Here is a 24945-nt window from a genome sequence, read left to right as displayed (position 1 = left end):
GAACACAGACCAGCAGGGGCCTCCATGCGCATTCTCATCATCGGCGCCGGTCAGGCGGCAGCCTCGCTGGCCGCGCGGCTGCGCGCCAAGGGCCATGACGGTCCACTGAGCGTGATCGGCGCCGAGCCGGTCGCCCCCTATCAACGCCCGCCGCTGTCCAAGGCCTATCTCCTGGGCGAGATGGGGCTGGACCGGCTGATGCTGCGCGGGGCCGACTGGTGGGCCGAGAACAACATCGACCTGCATCTGGGTGAGCGTGCCCTAGCCATCGATCCCGCCGCCCGCATCGTCACCACCGACAAGGGCAGCCACGGCTATGACGCGCTGGCACTGACGCTTGGCGCAACGCCGCGCCGCCTGCCGGCGTCCATGGGCGGCCATCTGCCCGGCACCTTCACCATCCGCGACCTCGCCGATATCGCCGCCATCGCGCCCTTGATGCAGGCCGGACGCAAGCTGATCGTCATCGGTGGCGGCTATATCGGGCTCGAGGCCGCTGCGGTCGCCCGCAAGCTGGGTCTCGAGGTGACGCTAGTTGAGGCTGCGCCGCGCATTCTTGGCCGGGTCGCCGCACCCGAGACCGCCGACATGATCCGCGCCCTGCACCGCGCCCATGGCACCGAGATCCTGGAAGCCACAGCGCTCGCCCGGATCACCGGAAAGGATCGCGCCGATGGCGTCGAACTGGCCGATGGCCGCCACCTGCCGGCCGATCTGGTCATCATGGGCATCGGCATCGATCCCGATACCGCGCTGGCCGCCTCTGCCGGGCTGACGCTCGACAACGGCATCGCCACCGACGCCTTCGGCCGGACCTCCGATCCCGCCATCTGGGCGGCGGGCGATTGCGCCAGCTTCCCCCAGCACGGCCAGCGCATCCGGCTGGAAAGCGTCGGCAATGCCATCGACATGGCCGAGGCGGTGGCCGACAACCTGCTGGGCGCCCAAACGCCCTATGCCGCGAAACCGTGGTTCTGGTCTGACCAGTTCGACGCCAAGCTGCAGATCGCCGGGCTGAATGCCGGCTATGACCGCACGGTCAGCCGCCCCGGCGAGGGCGACCATGGCGGCAGCACCTGGTATTTCCGCGAGGGCCAGTTGATCGCCGTCGACGCGCTGAACGATGCCCGCGCCTACATGGTCGGCAAGCGGCTGATCGATGCCGGCCGCTCGGTTGAGCCCGACACCCTTGCCGCCGCCACCGACCTCAAGGCCCTGCTGAAATGAGGATCGTCGGCGGCAACCTGCGCGGGCTGAAGCTTGCCGATGTCGGCGATGGCGATGCCGCCGCCCATCTGCGCCCGACCACCGACCGGGTGCGCGAGGCGATCTTCAACCTCCTGATCAACGGCACCCATGGCAACCCGGTCCCCGGCGCGCGGGTCTTGGACCTCTTCGCCGGCACCGGCGCGCTGGGGCTCGAGGCGCTGTCGCGCGGTGCGACACGGGTGGCCTTTGTCGATGACGGGGTGAAGGCCCGGGCCCTGATCCGCAGCAATGTCGAAAAGGCCCGCGCCATGGGCGTCACCGACCTCTGGCGGCGCGATGCGACCGCATTGGGCGAAAACCGTGGTGCCGCCTATGACCTGATTTTCCTCGATCCACCCTATGGGCAGGGGCTGGGCGAGCGCGCCATTGCCTCGGCCCTCAGCGGCGGCTGGATCGCGCCCGGCGCAATGATCGTGTGGGAGGAATCGCGCGCCCCCGTCATCCCCGCCCCGCTCGGCCAGATCGACCAGCGCCGCTATGGCGACAGCATCGTCACGCTGGCCCGGATGCCATCCATGTGATCCCCGGTGAGCGGGGTTTGTTTTGCCTTGCCGCGCCGTCACAGGCTCAGTTGCGCCACGAGCACAACGAACGAGGCCAATCATGACCCGCAAGACCGCCGCCGTCGCCGCCCTCAGCCCCATTCTCTTCGCGCTGGCCTTTGGCGCCTATGCGCAGGAGGCCGGCCCGACCGGCAATGCCGATATTGATTTCGTCCGCAGCCTGATCCCGCATCATCAGGACACGCTGGCCATGGCGCGGACCGTGCTGGAACAGGGCCGCGACCCTGAAATCCTTGCCCTCGCCCGCGAGGTCATCGCCGCGCAGGAACAGGACCTGGCGCTGATGCGGCAATGGCTGGATGATCGCGGCCAGGCATCGGTCTAGGTATTTCCGCCGCGTTTAGCCAAGCCCGGCGATCACCCGCGCCGCCGCCTCGACCGCGCCGGTGCCATGCGGAATGTCCAGAGCGATCATCCCCGCCTCCATCGCCGCCAGCGTGCCGAGCAGCATGGCGGCGTTGCAATAGCCCATATGGGCCACGCGCAGCCCGGTCGCCGGATCCTCGGCCCCGAGGCCCACACCAAGCGTCACGCCCAGATTGTCGCTCAGCCATGCCCTGAGCGCATCGGCCTGCGGCACCGTCGCCGCCGTCACCGATTGCGCCCGGAGGGCGGGTTCGGCAACCACCAGCCTGATCTCCGGATGGCCCGCGCCCCAGGCATCGAAAGCTGCCCAGCAAGCTTCGGCCAGACGCTGATGCCGCGCCCAGGCCGCCTCCAGCCCCTCATCCTCCAGCAGCATCCGCAGCGCCTCGTCCAACGCGTAGACAAGCTGCACCGGCGGTGTACCGCCCCAGTATTGCCAGGCGGCTTCGGCAGCGGCGCGGGGATGCCAGTCCCAATAGGGCGTGGTCAGATCGGTCGGACCGCGCCCGGCCACCCGGTCCGAGAACCACGCGAAGGCCAGACCCGGCGGGCACATCAGGCCCTTCTGGCTCGCGGCGATCAGCACATCGACGCCCCAGTCGTCCATCTTCATCGGCGCGCAACCCAGCGAGGCGATGGCGTCCACGACCAGCAGTGCCGGGTGATCGCCCATCGCCGCTTTCAGCGCCTGAATATCCGCCCGCGCCGAGCTGGCCGTGTCGGTCTGGCAGACACAGACGGCGACGATCCCCTCTGCATCAGCCGCCGCCAGCCGCTCGGCCAGCCGTGCCGGATCGGGCGGGGCGAGGCCGAAATCCATCGCCTCGACCGCCACGCCCTGCCGCGCCATCACCTCGGCCCAGCTACGGCCAAAATGCCCGGACTGGATCACCAGCACCCGGTCGCCGCGCTTGAACAGGTTCGCGGTCACCGCCTCCCACCCGGCATGGCCATTGCCGATATAGCAGGCGAGATGGGCCTTGGTCCCGGCGACCTGCTTCAGCCGCGCCACCACGCTTTCGATCGCGGCCTGCATCCCCTCGCCATAGATGTCGGGCGAGGCGCGGTGCATCGCCCTGAGCACCCGGTCGGGCGTCGGCGAGGGGCCGGGAATGGCGATGACGGGATGTCCGGTGGCAAGGCGCATGGGGGACCTGTTTTATGTTCCGCGCCAATCGCTAAGCCGCGCATCGGCCATCGTCAACGCCCCTCGGCTGCGGCGCGCCTTGCCGCCCCGCGCCCTGCTGGGCTAACAGGGGGAATGCAAGACCCGGACCCACAGGCATGAGCACGAGACCCAAGAGAACGCCCGGCCTGTTCGCCCGGATGTGGAAGGACTACCTGCGCCCGCACTGGCCGTCGATGACGCTGGCCTTCATCCTGATGACCATCGAGGGCTCGACCCTCGCGGTGCTCTCCTGGATGCTGAAGCCGCTCTTTGACCGGGTCTTCGTCGGCGGCGATACCGGCGCGATCTGGTGGGTGGGCGGCGTCATCTTCAGCCTGTTCCTGATCCGCGCCATCACCCTGATCTTCAACCGCACAATCCTGACGCGGGTCTCGCTGTCGGTCGCAACCGCGATGCAGACCGACATGCTGCGCCATATCCTGACGCTCGACTCGCGCTTCTTCCAGGTCAACCCGCCGGGCGCGCTGATCGAGCGCGTGCAGGGCGACACCAGCGCCGTGCAGGGCATCTGGTCCACGCTGATCACCGGGGCGGGGCGCGATGTGGTGGCGCTGGTCTCGCTGTTCTCGGTGGCCATCATCATCGACCCGTGGTGGACGCTGGCCGCGCTGATCGGGGCGCCTGTGCTGATCCTGCCGATGCTGCTGGTGCAGCGCTATATCCGCCGCAAGATGCGCCAGACTCGCGAACAGGCCAGCGCCCGCGCCACGCGGCTGGACGAGGTGCTGCATGGCATCCGCGCCGTGCGGCTGAACCGGATGGAAGAGGCGCAGACCACCCGCTATGGCCAGATCGTCGAGCGCATCAAGGAGGCGCAGGTCAAGGTCGCCACCATCGGCGCCACGATCCCCGCACTGATCGACATCGTGACCGGGCTCGGCTTCGTCGGCGTGCTGGCCCTTGGCGGGGCCGAGGTCACGCGGGGCGAGCGGACGGTGGGCGATTTCATGTCCTTCTTCACCGCCATGTCGCTGGCCTTCCAGCCGCTGCGCCGCCTGGGCCTGCTGGCCGGTAGCTGGCAGACCGCCGCAGCCAGCCTCGAACGGATCTACCAGATCCTCGACACCCGCCCGACGGTGTTCTCTGGCCCGCGCAGCGAGCCGCCGACCGACACCACCATCAAGATCGAGGATGTCTGGCTGGGCTTTGACGGTCATCCGGTGCTGCAGGGCCTCAGCTTCACCGCCGAGGCCGGCCAGACCACCGCGCTGGTCGGCCCCTCGGGCGCGGGCAAGTCCACGGTCTTCAACCTGATCACCCGGATGATCGACCCGGACCGCGGCCAGATCACCCTCGGCGGCGTGCCGGTGCGCGACTTCACGCTGGAAACGCTGCGCGACCAGTTCTCGACCGTGGCGCAGGAATCGGCTCTGTTCGACGAGACCCTGCGCGACAACATCATCATGGGCCGCCCCGGCGCCGATGCCGAGGACCTGTCGCGCGCCGTCACCGCCGCCCATGTGGCCGAGTTCACCGAGGGCCTGCCTGCCGGGCTCGACAGCCCCGCCGGTCCGCGCGGCTCGAACCTTTCCGGCGGGCAGCGGCAGCGCGTCGCCATCGCCCGCGCCGTGCTGCGCGATGCCCCGATCCTGCTTCTGGACGAGGCGACCAGCGCGCTCGACACCGCCAGCGAGCGCATGGTGCAGGAGGCGCTGGATACGCTGTCCCAGGGCCGCACCACGCTGGTCATCGCCCATCGCCTTTCGACCATCCGCCAAGCCGACAAGATCGTGGTGCTCGAGGCCGGACGGGTTGTCGAAGAGGGCACGCATGACCAGTTGATGGACAGGGGCGGCACCTATGCCCGCCTTGTCCGCCTTCAATTCGGGGAAGAGTGAACCATGTCCCTCAACACTGATCGCCGCATCTTCCGCGTCACCGGCGAGGACCGGGTTCCGTTCCTGCAGAACCTCGTCACCAATGACATTTCGCACGGCGCGGCCTGGTCGGCGCTCTTGACGCCGCAGGGAAAGTACCTGGCCGATTTCCTGACCATTCCCGATGGCGACAGCCTGCTTCTCGACGTGGATGCGCGACTGGCCGAGGATCTCATGCGCCGCCTGACCATGTACCGGCTCCGCGCCAAGGTCGGGCTGAAGCCGACCGAGCTGACCGTCGCCCGTGGCACCGGCCCCGCGCCGGATGGCGCCATCATCGACCCGCGCCACCCGGCGCTTGGCTGGCGGCTTTATGGCGGGACCGGCGATGACGGCAGCAACTGGGACGCCATCCGCGTCGAGCACACCATCCCCGAGACGCTGGCCGAGCTGATCCCCAACGATACCTACCCGCTGGAAGCCGGGTTCGAGCGCCTTCACGGCGTCGATTTCCGCAAGGGCTGCTATGTCGGGCAGGAGGTGACGGCGCGGATGAAGCACAAGACCGAGCTGCGGAAAGGCTTGCGGACGCTGCGCATCAAGGGTGAGGCGCCGATCGGCACGCCGATCCTGACCGCTGACGGGAAAGAGGTCGGCACCCTCTTTACCCAATCCGGCGGGCGGGGAATCGCCCATGTCCGCTTCGACCGCTTGGGCGAGGGGATGCAGGCCGGCGAGGCACGGGTCTTTCCCGAATGAGCCCCGGGGCGGAACGCCCCCCCGGCGCGCCACCCATTCCGGTCACGCGCAAGATCATCCATATCGACATGGATGCCTTCTTTGCCTCGGTCGAGCAGCGTGACCATCCCGAATTGCGCGGCAAGCCCGTCGCCGTCGGCGGCTCGTCCCTGCGCGGCGTGGTGGCGGCGGCGAGTTACGAGGCGCGGGTCTATGGCGTGCGCTCGGCCATGCCCTCGGTCACGGCCAAGCGGCTCTGTCCCGACCTGATCTTTGTCAAGCACCGTTTCGATGTCTACCAGGCGGTCAGCGCCCAGATCCGCGACATCTTCAAGGATTACACCCCGCTGGTCGAGCCGCTGTCGCTGGACGAGGCCTATCTGGACGTGACCGATCATCTCTGGCCCGGCCAGACCGCCACCGAGGTCGCCCGCGAGATCCGCGCCCGCATCCGCGAGACCACCCGGCTGACGGCCAGCGCCGGGGTCAGCTATAACAAGTTTCTGGCGAAGCTCGCCTCGGACCAGAACAAGCCGGACGGGCTTTGCGTCATCCCGCCCGAGAAGGGGCCGGATTTCGTCCTGTCGCTACCGGTCGGCAAGTTCCACGGCGTCGGCCCGGCCACGGCGAAGAAGATGCAGGCCATGGGCATTGCCACCGGCGCCGACCTGCGGGCGCAGCCGCTGGATTTCCTGCAGAAGCGCTTTGGCAAGTCCGGGCAATATTACTGGAACATCTCGCGCGGCATCGACCATCGGCAGGTCCGGCCCGACCGCATCCGCAAATCCGTGGGGGCCGAGAACACCTATTTCACCGACCTGATGACGCTTCATGAGATCACCGAGGCGCTGGCGCCGCTGGCCGGCAAGGTGTGGCGGCATCTTGACCAGCGTGAACTCCATGGCCGAACGGTGACGCTGAAGGTGAAGTTCGCCGATTTCCAGCAGATCACCCGCGCCCGCAGCCTGCCCCGGCCGGTCACCACCGAGGCCGAGATGCTGGCCATCGCCTGCGAGCTGGCGGTGACGGTGCTGCCCGATCCCCGTGGTGCGCGGCTGTTGGGGATCACCCTTTCGGGCTTCGATCATCCCGATCCCGAGGCCGACATGACCCAGCTTGACCTCTTCGACTGAACGGCCCCGCCCGGGTCCGGACGGGGCCAGTTCACAGGGCGGTTCAGCCGCGCATCTTCTTCAGCACCATCCCGACGACGATCTGCAGGATCATCCCGGTGACGCCGCCGCCAACGAGGTTCGAGGCCAGCGCCCCGATATCCATGCCGCCCGCCGCCGCAGCATCCGCCGCGCCCGCATTCAGCAGCCCGCCGAGGATCTGGCCACCGCCCAGCCCGCCAAGCGCCCCGGCAATCATGTTGCCGAGACCGCCCATGTCCGAGCCCTTGACGATCTTGCCACCCCCGGCGCCGCCGGCAATGCCGCCGATCAGCTGCCCCAATATCTGTTCCATCTCATCCTCCCTTTGATGCCCCTCCTTTTCGCGGAGTGTGGCTGGCGGGATTGGATCATTAACAAAGATTAACGCAAGAGATTTCAGGGGCGTGACGCAAGGTCAGGTGCCGCGCGGCTTGGCCCGCGTGGTCGGGTCGGCCTCGGTCGGGTCTTCGGGCCAGGGGTGGCGCGGATAGCGCCCGCGCATGTCCTTCCGGACATCGGCATAGGACGAGGCCCAGAAGCCCGGCAGGTCCATCGTCACCTGCACCGGCTTGCCGCCGGGTGACAGCAGCGAGATCCGCAGCGGCCGCCCGCCAACGTTCGGGTGGCGGGTGACGCCGAACAGTTCCTGCAGCCGCAGTTCGATCGAGGGAGTCTCGTGGTCGTAGTCGATCGGGACCTTGCGCCCCAGCGGGGTGGTGAAATGCGGCGGTGCCTCGCGGTCCAGACGCTGCTGGCCGTCCCAACCGATCAGCGCCAGCAAGGGCCGGGTCAGGTCCAGCGCCCTGAGATCGGCCAAGGTCCGCGCCTTGCCGAGCCAGGGCAGAAGCCAGTCACCCTCGGCCAGCAGGCTGGCGTCATCCACGGCGGGCATGTCTGGCACCAGCGCGATCCGCGCCCTGAGACGTGCCGCCGCCGGCTTCCAGCTCAACCCGTCGAGCCGCAGCCCCTCCAGCGCCGCCCGCGCCACCGCCTCTTCGGGCGCATCCGGCCAGACCTGATCCGACAGGACCAGCGCCCCCAGCCGTTCCTGCCGGCGGGTGCGCACCCGGCCCTCGCGCCGCGACCAGTCGCAAAGCTCCACCGCCTCGATCCGCTCGCCGCAAAGGTCGCGCAGCTCATCCTCGCGCATCGGCGCGGCCAGCCGCACCCGCGCCTCGCGGGCATAACCGTCAAGATCGACCGCCACGATCAGCCTCTGCCCGGCCAATGGATCGCCTGCATCCAGAACCGCGCCCTTGCCACCCGACAGCACGAAACGCGGCTCGTCGCCCTTGCGCCGGAGGCCGATCCGGTCGGGATAGGCCAAAGCCGCCATCGCCCCCGGCGACAGCTTTCCCCGTTCTTCTTCACCCAAATATCCCCGGGGGTGCGGGGGGCTGGCCCCCCGTCCGTCTCGGGACGGGACGAGCCGCCGCAACCGCTTCGCCTCGTCCCGGATCCGGTGCAGCGCCGGCAGCGAGGCTTCGTGCGCCAGCCGCGCCTTGGGATCGCGGATCGCGGTCAACCGCAGCGACAGGTCCGAGGGCGCGCCGCGCAGAGGGTCACGATCGCCGATCAGCGCCGCCAAGTCCGCCGCCTCCGGGCCAGCGACCATCAGCATATGCGCCAGACGCGGATGCAGTGGCAGGCGCGCCAGCGCCTTGCCGTGATCGGTGATCCGACCTGCGGCATCCAGCGCCCCGAGCCCCGCCAGCAGCGCCCGCGCCTCGGCCAGCGCGCCCTCGGGCGGCGGGGTCAGGAAGGCCAGATCGCCCGGTTCCGCGCCCCAGGCCGCGAGTTCCAGCGCCAGCCCGGCCAGATCGGCCACGGCGATCTCGGGCGGGGCGAAGGCGGGCAGGCCGCCCTCCTCGGCCCGCGCCCACATCCGGTAACAGACCCCCGGTGCCACCCGGCCCGCGCGGCCGCGCCGCTGGTCGGCCTCGGCCCGGCTCACCCGCTCGGTCACCAGCCGCGACATGCCGCTGCCCGGGTCAAAGCGCGCCCGCCGCGCCCGGCCGGCATCGACCACCACCCGCACCTCGGGAATGGTCAGCGAGGTCTCGGCAATCGAGGTCGCCAGCACGATACGCCGCTGCGCCCCCGGCACCGACAGCGCCGCCCGCTGCGCCTTGGCATCAAGCGCGCCGTAAAGCGGCAGCACCTCGCAGCCGGTGCCGCCTAGCAGGCTCGAGACCCGGCGGATCTCGCCCTCCCCCGGCAGGAAGGCCAGAACCGTGCCACCCGTCTCGCGCGTCTCGGCCTCGGCATCGGCAATCAGACGCGCCGCCGCATCGATGAAGCGCGCCCCAGCGGGTAGCGGGCGGTCCAGCCAGCGGGTCTCGACCGGGAAGGCCCGGCCTTCGGAGCGTACCACCGGAGCATCTTCCAACAGCGCCGCCACCGGCTCGGCCTCCAGCGTCGCCGACATGACCAGCAATTGCAGATCGGGGCGCAACGCCCCGCGCGCCTCCCAGACCAGCGCCAGGCCCAGATCGGCATTCAGGCTGCGCTCGTGGAACTCGTCGAAGATGACGCAGCCGATGCCGTCGAGACCCGGATCGGACTGGATCATCCGCGTCAGGATGCCCTCGGTCACCACCTCGATGCGGTTGCCTGCCACCGCCTCGCCGCGGATGCGATAGCCGACGCGCTGTCCCACCGGCTCGCCCAGGGTCGAGGTCATGCGTTCTGCCGCTGCCCGCGCCGCCAGCCGGCGCGGTTCCAGCATGATGATCTTGCCCTGCACCTGATCCATCAGCGCCAGCGGCACACGCGTCGTCTTGCCGGCACCCGGCGGCGCCACCAGCACCGCCCGGCCATGCGCCGCCAGCGCCGCGCGCAGCGGCGGCAGGGCATCGTCGATGGGGAGTGCCTCACTCATGCCGGTGCTTATCGCAAAGAGGCTCGGCACGCGGAAGCCGGGTTTTTCCGAATCGCCAATTCTGCTAATATTCTCCCCATATTCACATGTTTTATCAGGGAGTTAGTCATGCTGAAATTATGCCTTTTTGCACTATCCCTCGCCGCCATGGCGCTGCCCGCCGCCGCTGACTGGGTGTATCGCGCGCCCGAAGCCTCTGACGATCTGGGCAGTGCCTATGTCGAGAACGCCGCCGGCTTTCGCCTTGATGTCGGCTGCGGCAATGGGGGCTCCGTTTCATTGGGGATGTCGCCCAATCCGGGGGTGCAGACCCTGCAGGGCCAAGTCGCTATGTTTGGCTTCAGCGTCGATGGAGGTCGCCCGCATCTGATGCCGACACAATGCAGCCAGAGTGGTTGCGGGCAATCCCTTACCGCCGACATTAAGCCTTGGCCGACGGCCGAAGCGGCGGCCCTGACCTCTGCCTTGCGTGGTGGCAGTTCGGTCGAGATCCTGCTCGGCTCCACCAAACTCACCCAATTCACCCTCGCCGGCTCCGGTGCCGCGCTTGGGCGACTGAAGGCGACGACGCCGCTCTGCGACGGCCTCTGACCCCGCCCCCTACCAATCGCCGGGATGGGAACCTATCTTGCGCGAGCCGCTTTGGTTTGACGGCAATGGGTTTTGGGGGCGTGAATGGGTATCGGCAGCGATCTGATGCAGGGCTTGGGTCTGTCGGACCCGGTGATCCGGCTTGGCGTCACCGGGCTCAGCCGCGCCGGCAAGACCGTGTTCATCACCAGCCTCGTTGCCAATCTGATGGATCGCGGGCGGATGCACGCCCTGCGCGCAGCCGCCGATGGCAGTATCAAATCCGCATGGTTGCAGCCCCAGCCCGACGATACCGTGCCGCGTTTCGACTATGAACGCCACCTTGCCGCGCTTACCGGCCCCGACCCGCACTGGCCCGAGGGCACGCGCCATGTCAGCCAGCTGCGCCTGTCGCTGAGGGTTCAGCCGCAGGGCTTGTTTGCCGGGCTGAAGGGGATGCAGACCATCCATCTCGATATCGTCGATTACCCCGGCGAATGGCTGCTGGACCTGCGGCTGATGGAGCGTGATTTTGCCGAATGGTCGGCCGAGACGCTGGACCGGATGCAGGGCCGCCCCGGAACCGAGGCCTATGAAGCCGCGCTGGCGGCGATCGACCCCGAGGCGCGCTTTGACGAACCCACCGCGCAGCGGCTGGCCGAGGTCTATACCGCGCATCTGCGCGAGGCGCGCGAGGCCGGGTTTTCCGATTGCACGCCGGGCCGCTTCCTTCTGCCGGGCGAAATGGCCGGCTCGCCGGCGCTGACCTTTGCGCCGCTGCCGGCGATCCTGTCGGGCAGCCCGCTTTACCGCGAATTCCGTCGCCGCTTCGATGCCTACAAGTCGCGGGTGGTGAAGCCCTTCTTCCGCGATCATTTCGCCCGGATCGACCGGCAGGTGGTGCTGGTCGATGTTCTGGGCGCGATCCATCAGGGGCCGCAGGCGGTCGAGGACATGCGCCGGGCGATGGCCGATATCCTGACCGCCTTCCGCCCCGGCCGCGCCGGCTGGCTGTCGCAGCTTCTGGGCACGCGGCGGGTCGAGCGCATCCTGTTCGCGGCGACCAAGGCCGATCACCTGAACCATGTGCAGCATCCGCGCCTGACCAATATCCTGACCGCCATGCTGCGCGAGGCCCGCGACCGCGCCGATTTCTCGGGCGCGCGGACCGAGGCCATGTCGATCGCCGCGCTGCGCACCACCACCGAGGACGTGATCCGGCAGGGCGACGAGGATCTGCCCGCCGTGCGCGGCACGCTGATGGACGGGCGGCAGGCGGCCTTCTATCCCGGCGAATTGCCGGCCGATCCGGCGGTGCTCTTGCATCCCGCCCGCGAGGGGGCCGAGCACTGGCTGGATGCGGATTATGCCATCATGAACTTTGCCCCCGCCGCCCAGACCGCGCGGCAAGGCGACGGCCCGCCGCATATAAGGCTGGACCGCGCCGCTGAATTCCTGATCGGGGACCGGATATGAGCGACGAAACACCCAAGAAACGCGGCCCGGTGCTGATCGAACTGGGCGAGCCGTCGCGCGCCCCGCGCCCGGACCCCCGCCCCTTTGCCGGCGACGAGCCGGAACCCGCGCCGCAGGCCCGCCCTGCCGCCCCGCGCATCGAGGCCCGGACCGAGAGCCGAGACAGCACGCCGAACCCGGCCGATGCCGCGCCGATCGATGATGGCATCGGTGCGCTGCCGCGTCCCCGGACGATGGAGATGGTGACGCGACTGGTGGGCAGCGGCCCTTCGCCACTGACCCGCTTCTTCATCAACAGTGGGGTGGCGCTGTTCACCTTCCTTCTGTCCATCGCGGCGCTGAACTTCATCAACCGGCTGATGAACGCCTATCCGCTGCTGGGCTGGATCGGGGTGGCGCTGTTCGCGCTGTTCACCTTTGCCGCACTGCTGATGGCCTTCCGCGAATACCGGGCCTGGGCACGGTTCGCGCGGATCGACCAGATCCACCGCGCGGCGGGAACGGCGCTGGCCAATGGCGATCTGGCGGCGGCGCGGCAGGTCACCGGTCAGTTGCAATCGCTTTATGGCAAGCGCCCGGAACTGGACTGGGCGCGGCAGAACCTGAAGGACCGCGAGGGCGATGCCTTCGATGCCGCGACCCTGCTCGGCATGGCCGAGACCAACCTGCTCGCGCCGCTGGACCAACAGGCCCGGCGCGAGATCGAGGCCGCCGCCCGCACCGTCGCCGCTGCCACCGCGCTCATCCCACTGGCGCTCGCGGATGTGCTGGCGGCGCTGGCGGCCAATCTGCGGATGATCCGGCGGATGGCGGAAATCTATGGCGGCCGGGCCGGGGCGGTCGGCGGCTGGCGGCTGGCGCGGACGGTGATGACCCATCTGGTCGCGACCGGCGCGGTGGCGGCGGGCGATGACCTGATCCATACCATGGCCGGCGGCGGGGTTCTGGCCAAGGTCAGCCGCCGCTTTGGCGAGGGCGTGGTCAATGGTGCGCTGACCGCCCGGGTCGGTATTGCCGCGATGGAGGTCTGCCGCCCGTTGCCCTTCATCCACCAGCCCCGCCCCAAGGTCGGCAACCTGGTGGCGCGAGGGTTGCGCGGACTCTTCGGCAATGACGACACCCCGGCGCAGCAGCAGCTCAGGCCCGAGAACGACGCCTGAGCCGGTCGCGGCTCAGCGCGCCAGTTGCGGCAGGGGAATGCTGATCCGGTGACTGAGGCCGGCCTCGCTGCGGCTGGTCTCGAACTGCCCCTGCAACTGACCCTCGATGGTCATTTCCAGCAGCTGCGAACCAAAACCCGAGCCGTTCGCCGGCCCCTCGGTGCCAGGCTGGGCCGGGGCGACGCCCTGCTCGACCCAGTCGAGTTGCAGATGATCCGCGCCAAGGACCCAGCCAAGACGAAGCTGCCCGCCGGGTAGGCAAAGCGCCCCGTACTTCACCGAATTCGTCGCCAGTTCGTGCAGTGCCAGTGCCAGATGGGTGGTGGCCTTGGGACCAAGCGGCACGTCCGGGCCGATCGCTTCGATCCGGTGCGCATCGCTCTCTTGGTCATAGGGCGCGAGAAGCGAGGCCAGCAACTCGTCCAGCGGCACGCCGGCATCCGCACCGGGGTCCAGCGCCGAGGTCGGCACGATCAGCTGGTGCGCACGCGCCAGCGCGTTCACCCGCGCCTCGAGGTCAGCGGCCAGCGCCTCGACATCCTGATGCTCGCGCCGGGCCAGCCGGACCATGCCGCCGACCATGGCGAAGAGGTTCTTCACCCGATGGTTCAGCTCGGTCAGGATCATTGCCCGTTCGGCCATGCTGTGACGCAGGGCCAGTTCGGTCTCGACCACCGCCGCCAGATCGCGCAGCGCCGCAGCCTGATCCTCGGTCCAGTCCTGCGGCACGTCATTGATGGCACAGAGCGAACCGATCACCTGCCCGCCCGGTGCATGGATCGGCACGCCCAGATAGGCGATAACCCCCAGCCCCGCCACCGCGCCGTTCTGCGACAGCAGCGGATGGGTGCGGGCATCACTGACCGCCAGCGGCTGATCCGAGGTCACGACATATTGGCAGAACGAACTGGACAGCGGCGTCTCGGTGACGGCGGCATTCTCGCCCACCAGACCCTCGCGCGCCTTGAAGGCCTGATGCCGGTCATCGACAAGCGTGAACAGCCCCACCGGCACACCGGTTACCTTGGTCGCCAGCCGAACCACCCGATCGAAGGCCTCTTCCGGCAGGCTGTCGATCAGCCCGGTGGCCGTCACCGCAGCCAGCCGGTCAGGGCTGGCAAGATCCCGTCGATGGGCATCGGTCTCGGTATCGGGAAAGGGATGTATCACGTTGGGGGAGTCGCCAGATCAGATGCGCGAGGTTCTGTCATAAAGACATTCGTGCGCCCGTCCACCGATTATTGCGGCATTCGGTCGCAGCGCCGGGCGACGCAACGTAACTTGTCGGACCGCCCACAGGCTGCGGTCAGTTGCCCGCCGCCTCGCCGACCTGCGCATCGGTTGCCTCGTCCTCAGGCGTGGCCGGTGCAGTAGCGGGCGCTTCGGGCGCGCCTTCCGCGTCGCTGCCCTCGGTAGACTGACCCTCGCCCTCGGGGACAGCCTCACGGGTCAGCCGGTCATCTTCCCATTCGCCCGCCGCGACCTCGCCCGAGGCATAGCGCAAAACGCCCTCGCCCTGACGCTTCCCGGCCTCGAAATGGCCGGTATAGCTGTCGCCATTGGCATAGGTCGCCACGCCCTCGCCGTCGATCTGGCCCTCGCGCCAGCCGCCCTCGTAGGTGAAGCCGTCGGGCGAGGTCAGCTTGCCCTTGCCCTCGCGCAGCCCGCCGACGAAATCGCCGGTATAGACCGTGCCATCTGGATAGGTCGCCTGTCCCGCGCCCTCGCGTTTCCCGTCGGCCCAGGCCCCGTTATAGACATAGCCGTTGGGATAGGTGATCCGCCCCTGCCCCTGATAGCGCGCATCGCGGAAGCTGCCCTCGTAGACCATGCCATTGGCATAGCTGGCCTTGCCCTCGCCGGTGATCAGCCCGTTGAGCCAGGCCCCTTCATAGGTCGAGCCATCGGCATAGGTGATCCTGCCGCTGCCATCGGGCAGGTCGTTCTTCATCTGGCCCTGGTAGACCGAGCCATCGGCATAGGTCAGTGTGCCCTGCCCCTCCATCCGGCCCTCGACCCAGGCGCCGGTATAGACATAGCCGCCCTTGCCGGTGAAGGTGCCGGTGCCGTGGCGCTGGTCGGCCTTGAACTGGCCGTCATAGACATCGCCATTGGCATAGGTCTCGATCCCCTGCCCCTCGCGCTTGCCATCGGCCATCTGGCCCTCATAGGCATAGCCGGTGCCGTCCTGCGTCAGCCGGCCGGTGCCTGCCATCTGCCCGGCGGCCCAGATGCCGTCATAGACGGTGCCGTCCTGCATGGTCAGCTTGCCCCGGCCAGCACGTTGCCCGGCCAGCATCCCGCCCTCGTAGATCGAGCCATCGGGATAGGTGATCTTGCCCTGCCCCTCCTTCACGCCGCTGGCCCAGTCGCCGTCATACTTGAAGCCGTTGGGCTGGCTCATCACGCCCTTGCCCTGATGCAGCCCCTTGACGAATTGCCCGGTATAGCTGCTGCCATTGGCATAGGTGGCGACGCCCGCGCCGGTGATGTCGCCCGCCAGCCAGTCGCCCTCGTAGGTCGAGCCATCGGCATAGGTGATCTTGCCCTTGCCATCGGGCAGCCCGCCGGCAAAGCGCCCCTCGTAGACCGAGCCATTGGGATATTTCGCCAGACCCTGCCCCTTGATCTCGCCATCGACCCAGTCGCCCTCGTAGCGATAGCCGCTTGGCAGGGTATAGATGCCGCGCCCGTGCTGGCGGCCATTGCGGAAGGTGCCCTCGTAGATGGCGCCATCCTCGTATTGCCGGGTCACGATGTCCTGCGCGAAGGCCGCATTGCCCCCCGCACCCATCCCTGTCCCGGCAATGGCGATCAGAAGCGCCAGCCCGCCCATGCCTGCCTTCATTCCGCCCGCCTTCCGTTCTGGCCAAGGTTCTCGATGATCGGCCCATGGTGTAGCGCAGCCGGCGCGCGCGCGCAAAGCCCGACTTTCCCTTTGCGCGGCCTTCCCCTATCACGGGGCCGAGAGGCAAATGAGGCGACCATGACCGATAAATTCCGCCTGACCCTTGGCCAGTTGAACGCCACCGTCGGCGATCTGGCCGGCAATGCCGCGAAGGCGCGCGAGGCCTGGGCCGAGGCCAAGGCCGCCGGCGCCGACATGCTGGCGCTGCCCGAGATGTTCATCACCGGCTACCAGACACAGGACCTGGTGCTGAAGCCCGCCTTCGTCGAGGACGCGATGGCGGCGGTCAAGGCGCTTGGCGAGGAACTGGTCGACGGACCCGCGATCGGCATCGGCGGCCCCTATGTCGAGGGCGGCAACCGCTACAACGCCTATTACGTCTATCAGCACGGCAAGCTGGTCGCGCGGGTGCTGAAGCATCACCTGCCTTACAAACAACTGTTCGACGAACTGCGCCTGTTCGATTCCGGCCCGGTCAGCGGTCCCTATCGCATCGGCCCGATCCGCATCGGCTCGCCCATCTGCGAGGACAGCTGGTATCCCGACGTGGCCGAGACGCTGGCCGAGACCGGGGCCGAGATCCTGCTGGTCCCGAACGGCTCGCCCTATCACCGCAACAAGTTGGACCTGCGCATGGGTCACATGGTCGGCCGCTGTGTCGAAACCGGCTTGCCGCTGGTCTATCTGAATCTTGTCGGCGGGCAGGACGACCAGCTGTATGACGGCGCAAGCTTCGTCCTGAACCCGGGCGCGAAGAAGGTGGTGCAGCTGGCCCCGTTCCAGGAGCGCGTGGTGCATGTGGACTTCACCCGTGGCCCCGATGGCTGGCAGGCCGAGCCGGGTGTGATGGAGACCCAGCCCGACGAGTGGGAACAGGATTACAACGCCATGATGCTGGGCCTGCGCGAATATGCGCGCAAGTCGGGCTTCAGGAAGGTGCTGCTGGGCCTCTCGGGCGGCATCGATTCCGCGCTGGTCGCCACCATCGCCGCCGATGCCATCGGCCCCGAGAATGTGCGCTGCGTCATGCTGCCCTCGGAATACACCTCGCAGGCCTCGCTGGACGATGCCGCCGATTGCGCCACCCGTTTGGGGGTGCGGCTGGACACGGTGAAGATCGACGGGGCCCGGGATGCGGTCGAGGACGCGCTGGCGCATCTGATGGAAGGCACCAAGCCCGACACCACCGAGGAAAACATCCAGTCGCGCCTGCGCGGGTTGATGCTGATGGCGATCTCGAACAAGTTCGGCGAGATGCTGCTGACCACGGGCAACAAGTCCGAGGTCGGCGTCGGCTATGCCACCATCTATGGCGACATGGCCGGCGGCTATAACCCGATCAAGGATCTCTACAAGACCCGGGTGTTCGAGACCTGCCGCTGGCGCAATGCCAATCACCGCGACTGGATGATGGGTCCTGCGGGCGAGGTGATCCCGCCGCAGATCATCAGCAAGCCGCCCTCGGCCGAGCTGCGTCCGAACCAGAAGGATCAGGACAGCCTGCCGCCCTATGAGGTGCTGGACGCGATCCTCGAAGGGCTGGTCGAGAAGGATCTGGCCCGCAAGGACCTGGTGGCGCAGGGCTTTGACCCCGAGGTGGTGAAGCAGGTCGAGAGGCTGCTCTATGGCAGCGAGTGGAAACGCTATCAGGCCGCCCCCGGTCCGCGCATCTCGACCAAGGCCTTCTGGCTCGACCGACGCTATCCGCTGGTCAATCGCTGGCGCGACGACAGCTGAACCCGCAGAAAAGCGGCGAAAATGCGATCGCGTTAGGGAATTATTAACCTTTGCCCCGTTAGGTTGAGTCCACGGAACAGGCGAAACGCCGATCACCGTGACCGAAGCGGGCGCCCTGCCTGCCCAAGCCAGACAGGGCGTTCGACGGACATTACCCCATACTGCCCCGATCCCCGACAAGACGTGTCGCGGATCGGGGATATGTCCTTCCGCGCTGACCAGAACAGCCGCCGCTTGCAGAGCCGATGTCTGCCGGTCTAGCGTCGCCCCATGTTGCGCTATGTCATCCGCCGTCTGATCGTGCTGGGGGTCAGCCTCGCGGTTGCCTCGGCGCTGATCTTTTCGGTGGTCGAGCTGGTGCCGGGCGATCCGGCCAGCTTCATGCTGGGAACCGGGGCGCAGCCCGAAACCGTCGCCGCGCTGCGCCAGCAGATGGGCCTCGATCAGCCGCTGCCGCTGCGCTATGCCCACTGGATCGCCGGCATCCTGCAGGGCGATTTCGGCCAGAGCTTCACCTACAAGACCCCGATTGCCGGGATGATCGCTGACCGGATGCAGGTGTCGCTGCCGCTGGCGCTGATGGCGCTGGCGCTGTCGACCCTGATCGCCTTTCCCGTCGGCCTCTATGCCGCCGCGCGGCGGGGCCGGACCGGGGATGCGACGGTGATGGGGGCCACGCAGATCGGCATCGCGCTGCCGAATTTCTGGTTCGCGATGCTGCTGGTTCTTCTCTTCGCGGTAAAACTGCAATGGCTGCCGGCGGGCGGGTTCCCGGGCTGGGGCGATCCGCTGGCGGCGCTGAGGTCGCTGCTGCTGCCGGCTATCGCGCTGGCCCTGCCACAAGCCGCCATCCTCGCGCGCGTGCTGCGCTCGGCGCTGATCGAGACGCAGGAGCAGGATTACATCCGCACCGCCCGCGCCAAGGGCCTGACCCGGGGCCAGACCCTGCGCCGCCATGCGCTCAGGAACGCGCTGATCCCGGTGCTGACCATCATGGGGATGCAGTTCTCCTTCCTGCTGGCCGGCGCGATCATCATCGAGAATGTCTTCTACCTGCCGGGGCTCGGCCGGATGATCTTTCAGGCCATCACCCAGCGCGACCTGATCGTGGTGCAATCGGCGGTGCTGGTCCTGGTCTTCGCTGTCATCGCCGTGACCTTCCTCGTCGATCTGGCCTATGCCGCCGTCGATCCGAGGCTGCGCAAGCGATGAGATGGGGGCTGATCCTTGGCGGGCTGCTGTCCGGGCTGGCGCTGCTGGCGGCGCTGCTGTCGCTGGTCTGGACACCCTATGACGTGACCACCATGGCCATCGCAAACAAGCTGCAGGTGCCAAGCATGGCGCATTGGCTGGGCACAGACCATTTCGGTCGCGACATCCTGTCAATGGTCATGGTCGGCGCGCGCACCTCGATCGCGGTCGCACTGGTCGCGGTGGGCATCGGCATGGGCTTCGGCGTGCCGCTTGGCCTGCTGGCTGCCGCCAGCCGGGGCGGTTGGCTGGACGAGATCATCATGCGCGGCAATGACCTGATCTTCGCCTTCCCCAGCCTTGTCATCGCCATCCTGATCACCGCCGTCTTCGGTCCCTCGGCGGTGAATGCCATCATCGCCATCGGCATCTTCAACATCCCGGTTTTCGCCCGGGTCACACGCGGCGGCGCGCTGCCGCTCTGGACGCTCGATTATATCCGCGCGGCGGAAGTCGCCGGCAAGTCGCGCGGCCGGATCAGCCTTGAACATGTGCTGCCGAATATCGCCAATCTCTTGATCGTTCAGGGCACCATCCAGTTCTCGCTTGGCATTCTGGCCGAGGCCGGCCTGTCCTATGTCGGCCTAGGTGCGCAGCCGCCGACGCCAAGCTGGGGCCGGATGCTGGCCGAGGCGCAAACGATGGTCACGATCGCGCCGCATGTGGCGGTCATTCCCGGCCTCTGCATCCTTCTGACCGTGCTGGGCCTGAACCTGCTGGGCGACGGGCTGCGCGATGCGCTGGACCCAAGGCTGAGGGTGATGCGGTGATCGAGATCCGCGATCTGGCCGTCAGTATCGGCGCGGCGCGGCTGCTGCGCGATGTCGATCTGCGGCTGATGCCGGGGACGATCACCGGGCTGGTAGGGGAATCTGGCTCGGGCAAGTCGATGACCGCGCTGGCGGTGATGGGGCTTTTGCCGGGGCAGGCCGCCGCGTCGGGCCAAGTGCTGCTCGACAGGCAGAACCTTCTGGACCTGCCCGAACCGGCGCTGTGCGGCATCCGAGGCCGGCGCATCGGAATGATTTTCCAGGAACCGATGACGGCGCTGAACCCGTTGATGACCATCGGCGATCAGGTGGCCGAGACGCTGCTGATCCATCAGGACATGGCCCGCGCCGAGGCGCTGGCCCGCGCGCGCGAGCGGCTGGATCGCGTCGGCCTGACCGCGCCGCGCTTTCCGCTGAGCCTCTACCCGCACGAACTCTCGGGCGGCCAGCGCCAGCGGGTCGCCATCGCGCTGGCCATCGCGCTGCGCCCGGACCTGCTGATCGCCGACGAGCCGACCACGGCACTGGATGTCACCACGCAGGCGCAGATCCTCGACCTCCTGCGCGAACTGGTCCGGGACGAGGGAATGGCACTCTTGCTCATCACCCATGACCTCGCGGTGGTGGCCGGCATGGCCGACCGGGTGGCGGTGATGAAGGCGGGCGAGATCGTCGAGGAGGACGCGACCGAGACGCTGTTCCGCGCCCAGTCACATCCCTATACCCGCCAGTTGTTCGCCGCCTCGCGCCATGTGCCCGATCGGGTGACGGTCGCGCCCGACGAGACGCCGATCCTGCGGGTCGAGGAGGCGCGGCGGGAATACGCCCTGCCCCGCACATCGGCCTTTGCGACGCCTGCGGTGCTGCGCGCGGTCGATGGCGTCAGCCTTACGATTGCCGATGGCGAAAGCGTCGGGCTGGTGGGGGAGTCCGGTTCGGGAAAATCCACCCTGACCCGCGCTATCCTTGGGCTCGATCCGCTGCAGGGCGGGCGCATCTGGCTTGACGGGCAGGCGGTGACGGCGGGGCGGTCGATGCCGCTCGATCTGCGCGCGGAAATGCAGGTGGTGTTCCAGGACCCCTTCGGCAGCTTCAACCCGCGCTGGCGGGTCGAGCATCTGGTGGCCGAACCCTTCCACCTGACCGGTCGCCCGCGTGATTGGCGGGCGCGGGTCGGGGCGGCGCTGGAAGAGGTCGGGCTGGCCGCGAACGACGCGCGCAAATACATCCACGAATTCTCCGGCGGCCAGCGCCAGCGCATCGCCATCGCCCGCGCCCTGATCATCCGTCCGCGCCTGATCGTGCTGGACGAGGCGGTCAGTGCGCTGGATGTCCGCGTCCGCGCGCAGGTGCTGGACCTGCTCACCGACCTGCGCCGCAGCCATGGGCTGGCCTATCTGTTCATCAGCCACGACCTGTCGGTGGTGCGCGGCGTGACCGACAGGGTGCTGGTCATGCAGAACGGCCGGATCGTGGAGCAGGGTCCGACGGCCAAGGTCATGGACGCGCCGACCCATCCCTATACGCGGCAGCTTATCGCCGCCGCGCCCGAGATTCCTGCTGACTGGGTGTGAGGCCGCGCCCTACCCCGCCAGTGCCGCCGCCACCGCCTCGCGCAGCGGCGTCGTTGGCCGGCCGATCAGTCGCGACAGCGCGCGGCCGTCCTCCTGCAGCGCGCCCTGCGCCGCATCGCCGTCCCAACCGGCAATGGCTTCGGCCAGCGGCGCGGGCAAACCGGCACCCTGCAGGATCGCTGCATATTCCGCCTCGGGCAGGTTGCGATAAGGGATATCCCGCCCGGTCTGGCGCGACAGTTCGGCAGCCAGATCGGCCAGCGTGAAGCCCTCATCCCCGGCAAGCTCATAGGTCTTGCCCTCATGCCCCTCGCCGGTCAGCACCACCGCGGCCGCCTCGGCGAAATCCTCGCGGGTGGCGGCGGAAATGCGCCCCTCGCCCGCGCTGCCCAGAAACGCGCCGCCGGCCAGCGCCGCCGGGATCGAACCCAGATGGTTCTCGGCGTACCAGCCATTGCGCAGGATGCTGTGGGCAAGGCCCGAGGATTTCAGCGCCGCCTCGGTCTCGCGATGCTCGCCCGCAAGGCTCAGGGGCGAGCGGTCGGCATGCAACAGGCTGGTATAGACGATGCGCCCCACCCCCGCCGCCTTCGCAGCGGCGATGACATTGGCGTGCTGCACCGCCCGCTGGCCGATCTCGTTCGACGAGATCAAGAGCAGCGTTTCGACCCCTTGCAGCGCCTGCTCCAGCGCCTCGGGCGCGGTGTAATCGGCTGCGCGCGCCGACACCCCCAAGTCGGCGGCCTTTTCCGGGCTGCGCGCGAGCGCAACGATCTCGGATGCAGGCACTTTGGTCTTCAGCGCCTCAATCACCAGCCGGCCCAATTGGCCGGTCGCGCCTGTCACGGCAATGGTCATGTCTGTCTCCTTTTCGGTTCTGGTAAATCCGATCTGGAGTTGCCACTTACGAAAAGTAAGAACGCACATTTCTGTAAGTATGAAAAAATGTCCCTGTCGGAAAAACTGCAACGCGGCGATCTGATGTCCGCCGACTGCCCCTCCCGCGACGTGCTGAAACATGTGACCAGCCGCTGGGGCGTGCTGGTGCTGATGGCGCTGGAAAGCGAGACCCGGCGCTTTGGCGAATTGCGCCGGATGATCGGCGGGGTCAGCGAGCGGATGCTGGCGCAGACGCTGCAATGGCTCGAGGCCGACGGGCTGGTGCAGCGCACCGCCTATTCGGTGGTGCCGCCCCATGTCGATTACCGACTGACGCCGCTGGGTCTGCAGGCAGCAGAACGGGTCAGGGGGCTGGCCGACTGGATCGAGACCAGCCTGCCCGAGATCATCGCGGCGCGGGACGGCGGACCGGGACCGAACTAAGCCGCATCACCCGCTCAGGGCACCTCGATCTTGCCGACCAGCGGCACGTCGTCGCTGGGGCTGACGGTGTGGCGCTCGATCATCCGGTGGACCAGTGGATCCGCCTCGCCCCGGTGCAGTTGGCGCAATGCCTGCGTGACCTCGTTATCGGTCTTGGTGCGGCGCAGGTTGTGGCGGACATAGTCGTCCCAGGTGGCGATCTGATAGCTTTCCGACCAGATCTCGGGATGTTCGAGATCGCGCAACAGGCTCCAGGCCCGCGCCCCGTCACGGCGGCGGATCACGCGGCGCTGGCGCATCAGGCGCAGGAATTCCGGCACATCCTTCAGCGCGATCTGATAGTCGACCATGATCTTGATCGGCCCCGAGCGTCCGCGCAGATCCAGCGCCAAGGGCGGCTCGCGGAAGCGGTCGGCGGGGTCGAGGTCGAGATTGCCGAATTCCGGCGCCTTGAAGACAAAGCCGATCAGCAGACCAAGACCCAGCACCGCCGAGGCGCAGACAAAGGCGGTGCCGACGCCATGCGCCCCGGCCACCCCGCCCCAGACCCATGACCCCGCCGCCATGCCGCCAAAGGTCGCCGTCTGGTACAGCGCCAGCCCCCGCGCCACCACCCAACGCGGCGTCGACAGCTGCACCGTCACGTTGAAAAGCGACAGCGCCAGCACCCATGAGGCGCCGGCCGGCAGCATTGCCAGCGCGTGCAGCCAGATCGTGTCGGTCAGCCCCAGCGCCAGCGTGGCCAGCGCAAAGCCGAGGAAGGCCAGGCGGATGACATGCTCGTTATCCATTCGCGCGCGGATGCGCGGGTTCAGGATCGCCCCGCTGATCGCGCCGAGGCCGAAACAGCCCAGGAGTCCGCCGAACAGCATCGATCCGCCCTGCGGATGGGCCTTGGCGACCAGCGGCAGCAGCGCCAGCACCGAGACCGCGCCAAAGCCGAACAGCGCCGCCCGTCCGATGACCCGCAGCAGGTTCGGCGACAGCGCGACATAGCGCAGCCCGGTGCCGACGGCGCTGATGAAGGGCTCGCGGGTATGGGTCGCCGGGCGTTTCGGCGGTGACCAGCGCAGCAGCGCGGCAAGCAGCGGGATATAGCTCAGTGCATTGACGAAAAATGCTGCCGCCGCGCCGAAGACGGCGACGATCAACCCGCCCGCCGCCGGCCCGACACTGCGCATCAGGTTGAAGCCGACCGAGTTCAACGTCACCGCCGCCGGCAGATCCTCGCGCGGGACCAGATCGCCCATGCTGGCCTGCCAGGGCGGGTTGTAAAGCGCCTGCCCCGCGCCGATCAGGAAGGTGAAGCCCAAGAGCAGCCAGGGCGTCAGGATTCCTTGCCAGGCGGCAAGGGCCAGCAGCGCCGAGAAGCTTGCCATCAGCACCTGCGCCGTCAGCAGCAGCGTCTTGCGGTCGAACATGTCGGCCAGCGCCCCCGACATCAGCGCCAGCAGCATGATCGGCAGGGTGTTCGAGGCCGCCACCAGCGCAATCAGCGTGGCGCTGTCGGTCAGTTGGGTCATCATCCAGGCCGCGCCCACCTGCTGCACCAACCCGCCGAAATTCGACACCAGCGTCGCCGCCCAGAGTGTGCGGAAATCGACATGGCGGAACGGGGCAAGGGCAGAGGGCTGACTAGGCAAGACGGCTACCGGGCTACGGGTCTGGGGTCAGACTAGGCGGATGTTCCGGGCGGGGCAATGCGCGAGCGCGCGGGGCGAGCGGCATGGAAGGCGGCATCGAAAAAGGCCCCGCCCTTGGGGAAGGCGGGGCCGCAACACTCGTTGAACAATCGGGTCGGGTCGTCAGGCTCGTTTGACCAGCCCGACGATCACCAGCAGGATCACCGCGCCAAGCGTGGCATAGATGATCGAGCCAAGGATCGAACCGGCGCCGCCGATGGCAAGACCGACAGCCGGGAACAGGAAGGACGCGATCACCGCGCCGAGGATGCCGATGACGATGTTCATCACCAGCCCCTGTCCGTGCCCTTTCACAATCTCGCCAGCCAGCCAGCCCGCGATCGCACCGATCAGCAGGGTAATGAGAAGTCCGGTAACAGTCATGGTTGCGCTCCTGTGCAGGTCATCCGGCGCAAGCACCGGAAATCATGCAATTTAACCATTATGTCTGCGAAAAGTTCCGCGCCGGGGGCCGTCCTTGCCGAATGGCAACAGTCCCGCGGCTAAATCGACGCGC

General features: G+C 68.1%; 22 protein-coding genes. 14 read left to right on the top strand and 8 right to left on the bottom strand.

What is annotated here, in order from left to right; translation table 11 throughout:
• Window positions 1-24 precede the first annotated feature (24 nt).
• The 3 genes from CX676_RS17845 (at window position 25) to CX676_RS17835 (ending at window position 2157) form a co-directional block, all read left to right on the top strand.
• The gene (locus CX676_RS17845) at window positions 25-1227 is read left to right on the top strand and encodes an NAD(P)/FAD-dependent oxidoreductase (RefSeq protein WP_101753764.1); all 1203 of its coding nucleotides are present in this window, start codon (window positions 25-27) and stop codon (window positions 1225-1227) included.
• Window positions 1224-1790 (top strand): 16S rRNA (guanine(966)-N(2))-methyltransferase RsmD, encoded by a 567-nt coding sequence (rsmD, locus tag CX676_RS17840; RefSeq protein ID WP_101753763.1) that lies wholly within the window; start codon window positions 1224-1226, stop codon window positions 1788-1790. Before CX676_RS17845 ends, rsmD begins: the two co-directional genes overlap by 4 nt.
• Before the next feature lie 82 nt (window positions 1791-1872).
• A complete protein-coding gene (locus tag CX676_RS17835) occupies window positions 1873-2157 on the top strand; it encodes a DUF305 domain-containing protein (RefSeq protein ID WP_101753762.1) in 285 nt (94 codons plus the stop codon).
• Window positions 2158-2172: 15 nt separating this feature from the next.
• Here CX676_RS17835 and CX676_RS17830 read toward each other — a convergent pair whose 3' ends face one another.
• On the bottom strand, window positions 2173-3345 hold the full coding sequence (locus CX676_RS17830; RefSeq protein ID WP_101753761.1) for a pyridoxal-phosphate-dependent aminotransferase family protein: 1173 nt from the start codon (window positions 3343-3345) through the stop codon (window positions 2173-2175).
• Between the two features lie 137 nt (window positions 3346-3482).
• Here CX676_RS17830 and CX676_RS17825 point away from each other — a divergent pair, with 137 nt between their 5' ends.
• The 3 genes from CX676_RS17825 to dinB are packed head-to-tail and all read left to right on the top strand — an operon-like array spanning window position 3483 to window position 7075.
• The gene (locus CX676_RS17825) at window positions 3483-5225 is read left to right on the top strand and encodes an ABC transporter ATP-binding protein (protein WP_101753760.1); all 1743 of its coding nucleotides are present in this window, start codon (window positions 3483-3485) and stop codon (window positions 5223-5225) included.
• Window positions 5226-5228: 3 nt separating this feature from the next.
• Window positions 5229-5963: a CAF17-like 4Fe-4S cluster assembly/insertion protein YgfZ gene (ygfZ, locus tag CX676_RS17820; RefSeq protein ID WP_101753759.1), complete on the top strand. Its 735-nt coding sequence runs from the start codon at window positions 5229-5231 to the stop codon at window positions 5961-5963.
• Window positions 5960-7075 (top strand): DNA polymerase IV, encoded by a 1116-nt coding sequence (dinB, locus tag CX676_RS17815; RefSeq protein WP_101753758.1) that lies wholly within the window; start codon window positions 5960-5962, stop codon window positions 7073-7075. Before ygfZ ends, dinB begins: the two co-directional genes overlap by 4 nt.
• A gap of 43 nt (window positions 7076-7118) precedes the next feature.
• Here the strand turns inward: dinB and CX676_RS17810 are convergent, their stop codons facing one another.
• Both CX676_RS17810 and hrpB read right to left on the bottom strand, forming a co-directional pair.
• Complete coding sequence (locus CX676_RS17810; protein ID WP_101753757.1) at window positions 7119-7409, bottom strand: hypothetical protein; 291 nt, start codon at window positions 7407-7409, stop codon at window positions 7119-7121.
• A gap of 102 nt (window positions 7410-7511) precedes the next feature.
• A complete protein-coding gene (hrpB, locus tag CX676_RS17805) occupies window positions 7512-9977 on the bottom strand; it encodes an ATP-dependent helicase HrpB (RefSeq protein WP_101753756.1) in 2466 nt (821 codons plus the stop codon).
• Window positions 9978-10085: 108 nt separating this feature from the next.
• Here hrpB and CX676_RS17800 point away from each other — a divergent pair, with 108 nt between their 5' ends.
• From CX676_RS17800 to CX676_RS17790, 3 genes are all read left to right on the top strand, one after another.
• Window positions 10086-10568 carry a hypothetical protein gene (locus CX676_RS17800; RefSeq protein WP_157935984.1) on the top strand — a complete coding sequence of 161 codons (483 nt, stop codon included), beginning with the start codon at window positions 10086-10088 and terminating at the stop codon, window positions 10566-10568.
• Between the two features lie 84 nt (window positions 10569-10652).
• The gene (locus CX676_RS17795; protein WP_101753754.1) at window positions 10653-12023 is read left to right on the top strand and encodes a YcjX family GTP-binding protein; all 1371 of its coding nucleotides are present in this window, start codon (window positions 10653-10655) and stop codon (window positions 12021-12023) included.
• Window positions 12020-13183 (top strand): YcjF family protein, encoded by a 1164-nt coding sequence (locus tag CX676_RS17790; protein ID WP_101753753.1) that lies wholly within the window; start codon window positions 12020-12022, stop codon window positions 13181-13183. Before CX676_RS17795 ends, CX676_RS17790 begins: the two co-directional genes overlap by 4 nt.
• A 12-nt stretch (window positions 13184-13195) precedes the next feature.
• Here CX676_RS17790 and CX676_RS17785 read toward each other — a convergent pair whose 3' ends face one another.
• Window positions 13196-14353, bottom strand: a complete 1158-nt coding sequence (locus tag CX676_RS17785) for a GAF domain-containing protein (RefSeq protein ID WP_101753752.1) — start codon at window positions 14351-14353, stop codon at window positions 13196-13198.
• A 136-nt stretch (window positions 14354-14489) separates the two neighbouring features.
• Window positions 14490-16031 carry an MORN repeat-containing protein gene (locus CX676_RS17780; protein ID WP_101753751.1) on the bottom strand — a complete coding sequence of 514 codons (1542 nt, stop codon included), beginning with the start codon at window positions 16029-16031 and terminating at the stop codon, window positions 14490-14492.
• A 138-nt stretch (window positions 16032-16169) separates the two neighbouring features.
• Between CX676_RS17780 and CX676_RS17775 the strand changes: the two genes are divergently transcribed.
• The 4 genes from CX676_RS17775 to CX676_RS17760 all read left to right on the top strand — a co-directional run bounded on the left by CX676_RS17775 (window position 16170) and on the right by CX676_RS17760 (window position 21423).
• Window positions 16170-17828: an NAD+ synthase gene (locus CX676_RS17775; RefSeq protein ID WP_101753750.1), complete on the top strand. Its 1659-nt coding sequence runs from the start codon at window positions 16170-16172 to the stop codon at window positions 17826-17828.
• Between the two features lie 270 nt (window positions 17829-18098).
• Window positions 18099-19040, top strand: coding sequence for an ABC transporter permease (locus CX676_RS17770; protein WP_101753749.1), 942 nt, complete (start codon window positions 18099-18101; stop codon window positions 19038-19040).
• Window positions 19037-19849, top strand: coding sequence for an ABC transporter permease (locus CX676_RS17765; protein ID WP_101753748.1), 813 nt, complete (start codon window positions 19037-19039; stop codon window positions 19847-19849). The genes CX676_RS17770 and CX676_RS17765 overlap by 4 nt, the downstream gene beginning before the upstream one ends.
• Window positions 19846-21423, top strand: a complete 1578-nt coding sequence (locus CX676_RS17760; protein ID WP_101753747.1) for an ABC transporter ATP-binding protein — start codon at window positions 19846-19848, stop codon at window positions 21421-21423. Before CX676_RS17765 ends, CX676_RS17760 begins: the two co-directional genes overlap by 4 nt.
• 9 nt (window positions 21424-21432) lie before the next feature.
• Here the strand turns inward: CX676_RS17760 and CX676_RS17755 are convergent, their stop codons facing one another.
• Window positions 21433-22281, bottom strand: a complete 849-nt coding sequence (locus CX676_RS17755) for an SDR family oxidoreductase (protein WP_101753746.1) — start codon at window positions 22279-22281, stop codon at window positions 21433-21435.
• An 87-nt stretch (window positions 22282-22368) separates the two neighbouring features.
• On the opposite strand from CX676_RS17755, the gene CX676_RS17750 reads away from it, so the two are divergent.
• A complete protein-coding gene (locus tag CX676_RS17750; RefSeq protein WP_101753745.1) occupies window positions 22369-22746 on the top strand; it encodes a winged helix-turn-helix transcriptional regulator in 378 nt (125 codons plus the stop codon).
• Window positions 22747-22760: 14 nt separating this feature from the next.
• Here the strand turns inward: CX676_RS17750 and CX676_RS17745 are convergent, their stop codons facing one another.
• Together CX676_RS17745 and CX676_RS17740 are read right to left on the bottom strand one after the other, a co-directional pair.
• A complete protein-coding gene (locus tag CX676_RS17745; protein WP_101753744.1) occupies window positions 22761-24389 on the bottom strand; it encodes an MFS transporter in 1629 nt (542 codons plus the stop codon).
• A 162-nt stretch (window positions 24390-24551) separates the two neighbouring features.
• Window positions 24552-24812 carry a GlsB/YeaQ/YmgE family stress response membrane protein gene (locus CX676_RS17740; RefSeq protein ID WP_101753743.1) on the bottom strand — a complete coding sequence of 87 codons (261 nt, stop codon included), beginning with the start codon at window positions 24810-24812 and terminating at the stop codon, window positions 24552-24554.
• Between the last annotated feature and the right edge of the window lie 133 nt (window positions 24813-24945).

This window comes from Paracoccus zhejiangensis, assembly GCF_002847445.1.
GTDB lineage: Bacteria > Pseudomonadota > Alphaproteobacteria > Rhodobacterales > Rhodobacteraceae > Paracoccus > Paracoccus zhejiangensis.
This window is presented reverse-complemented; position numbering and strand designations above follow the sequence as displayed.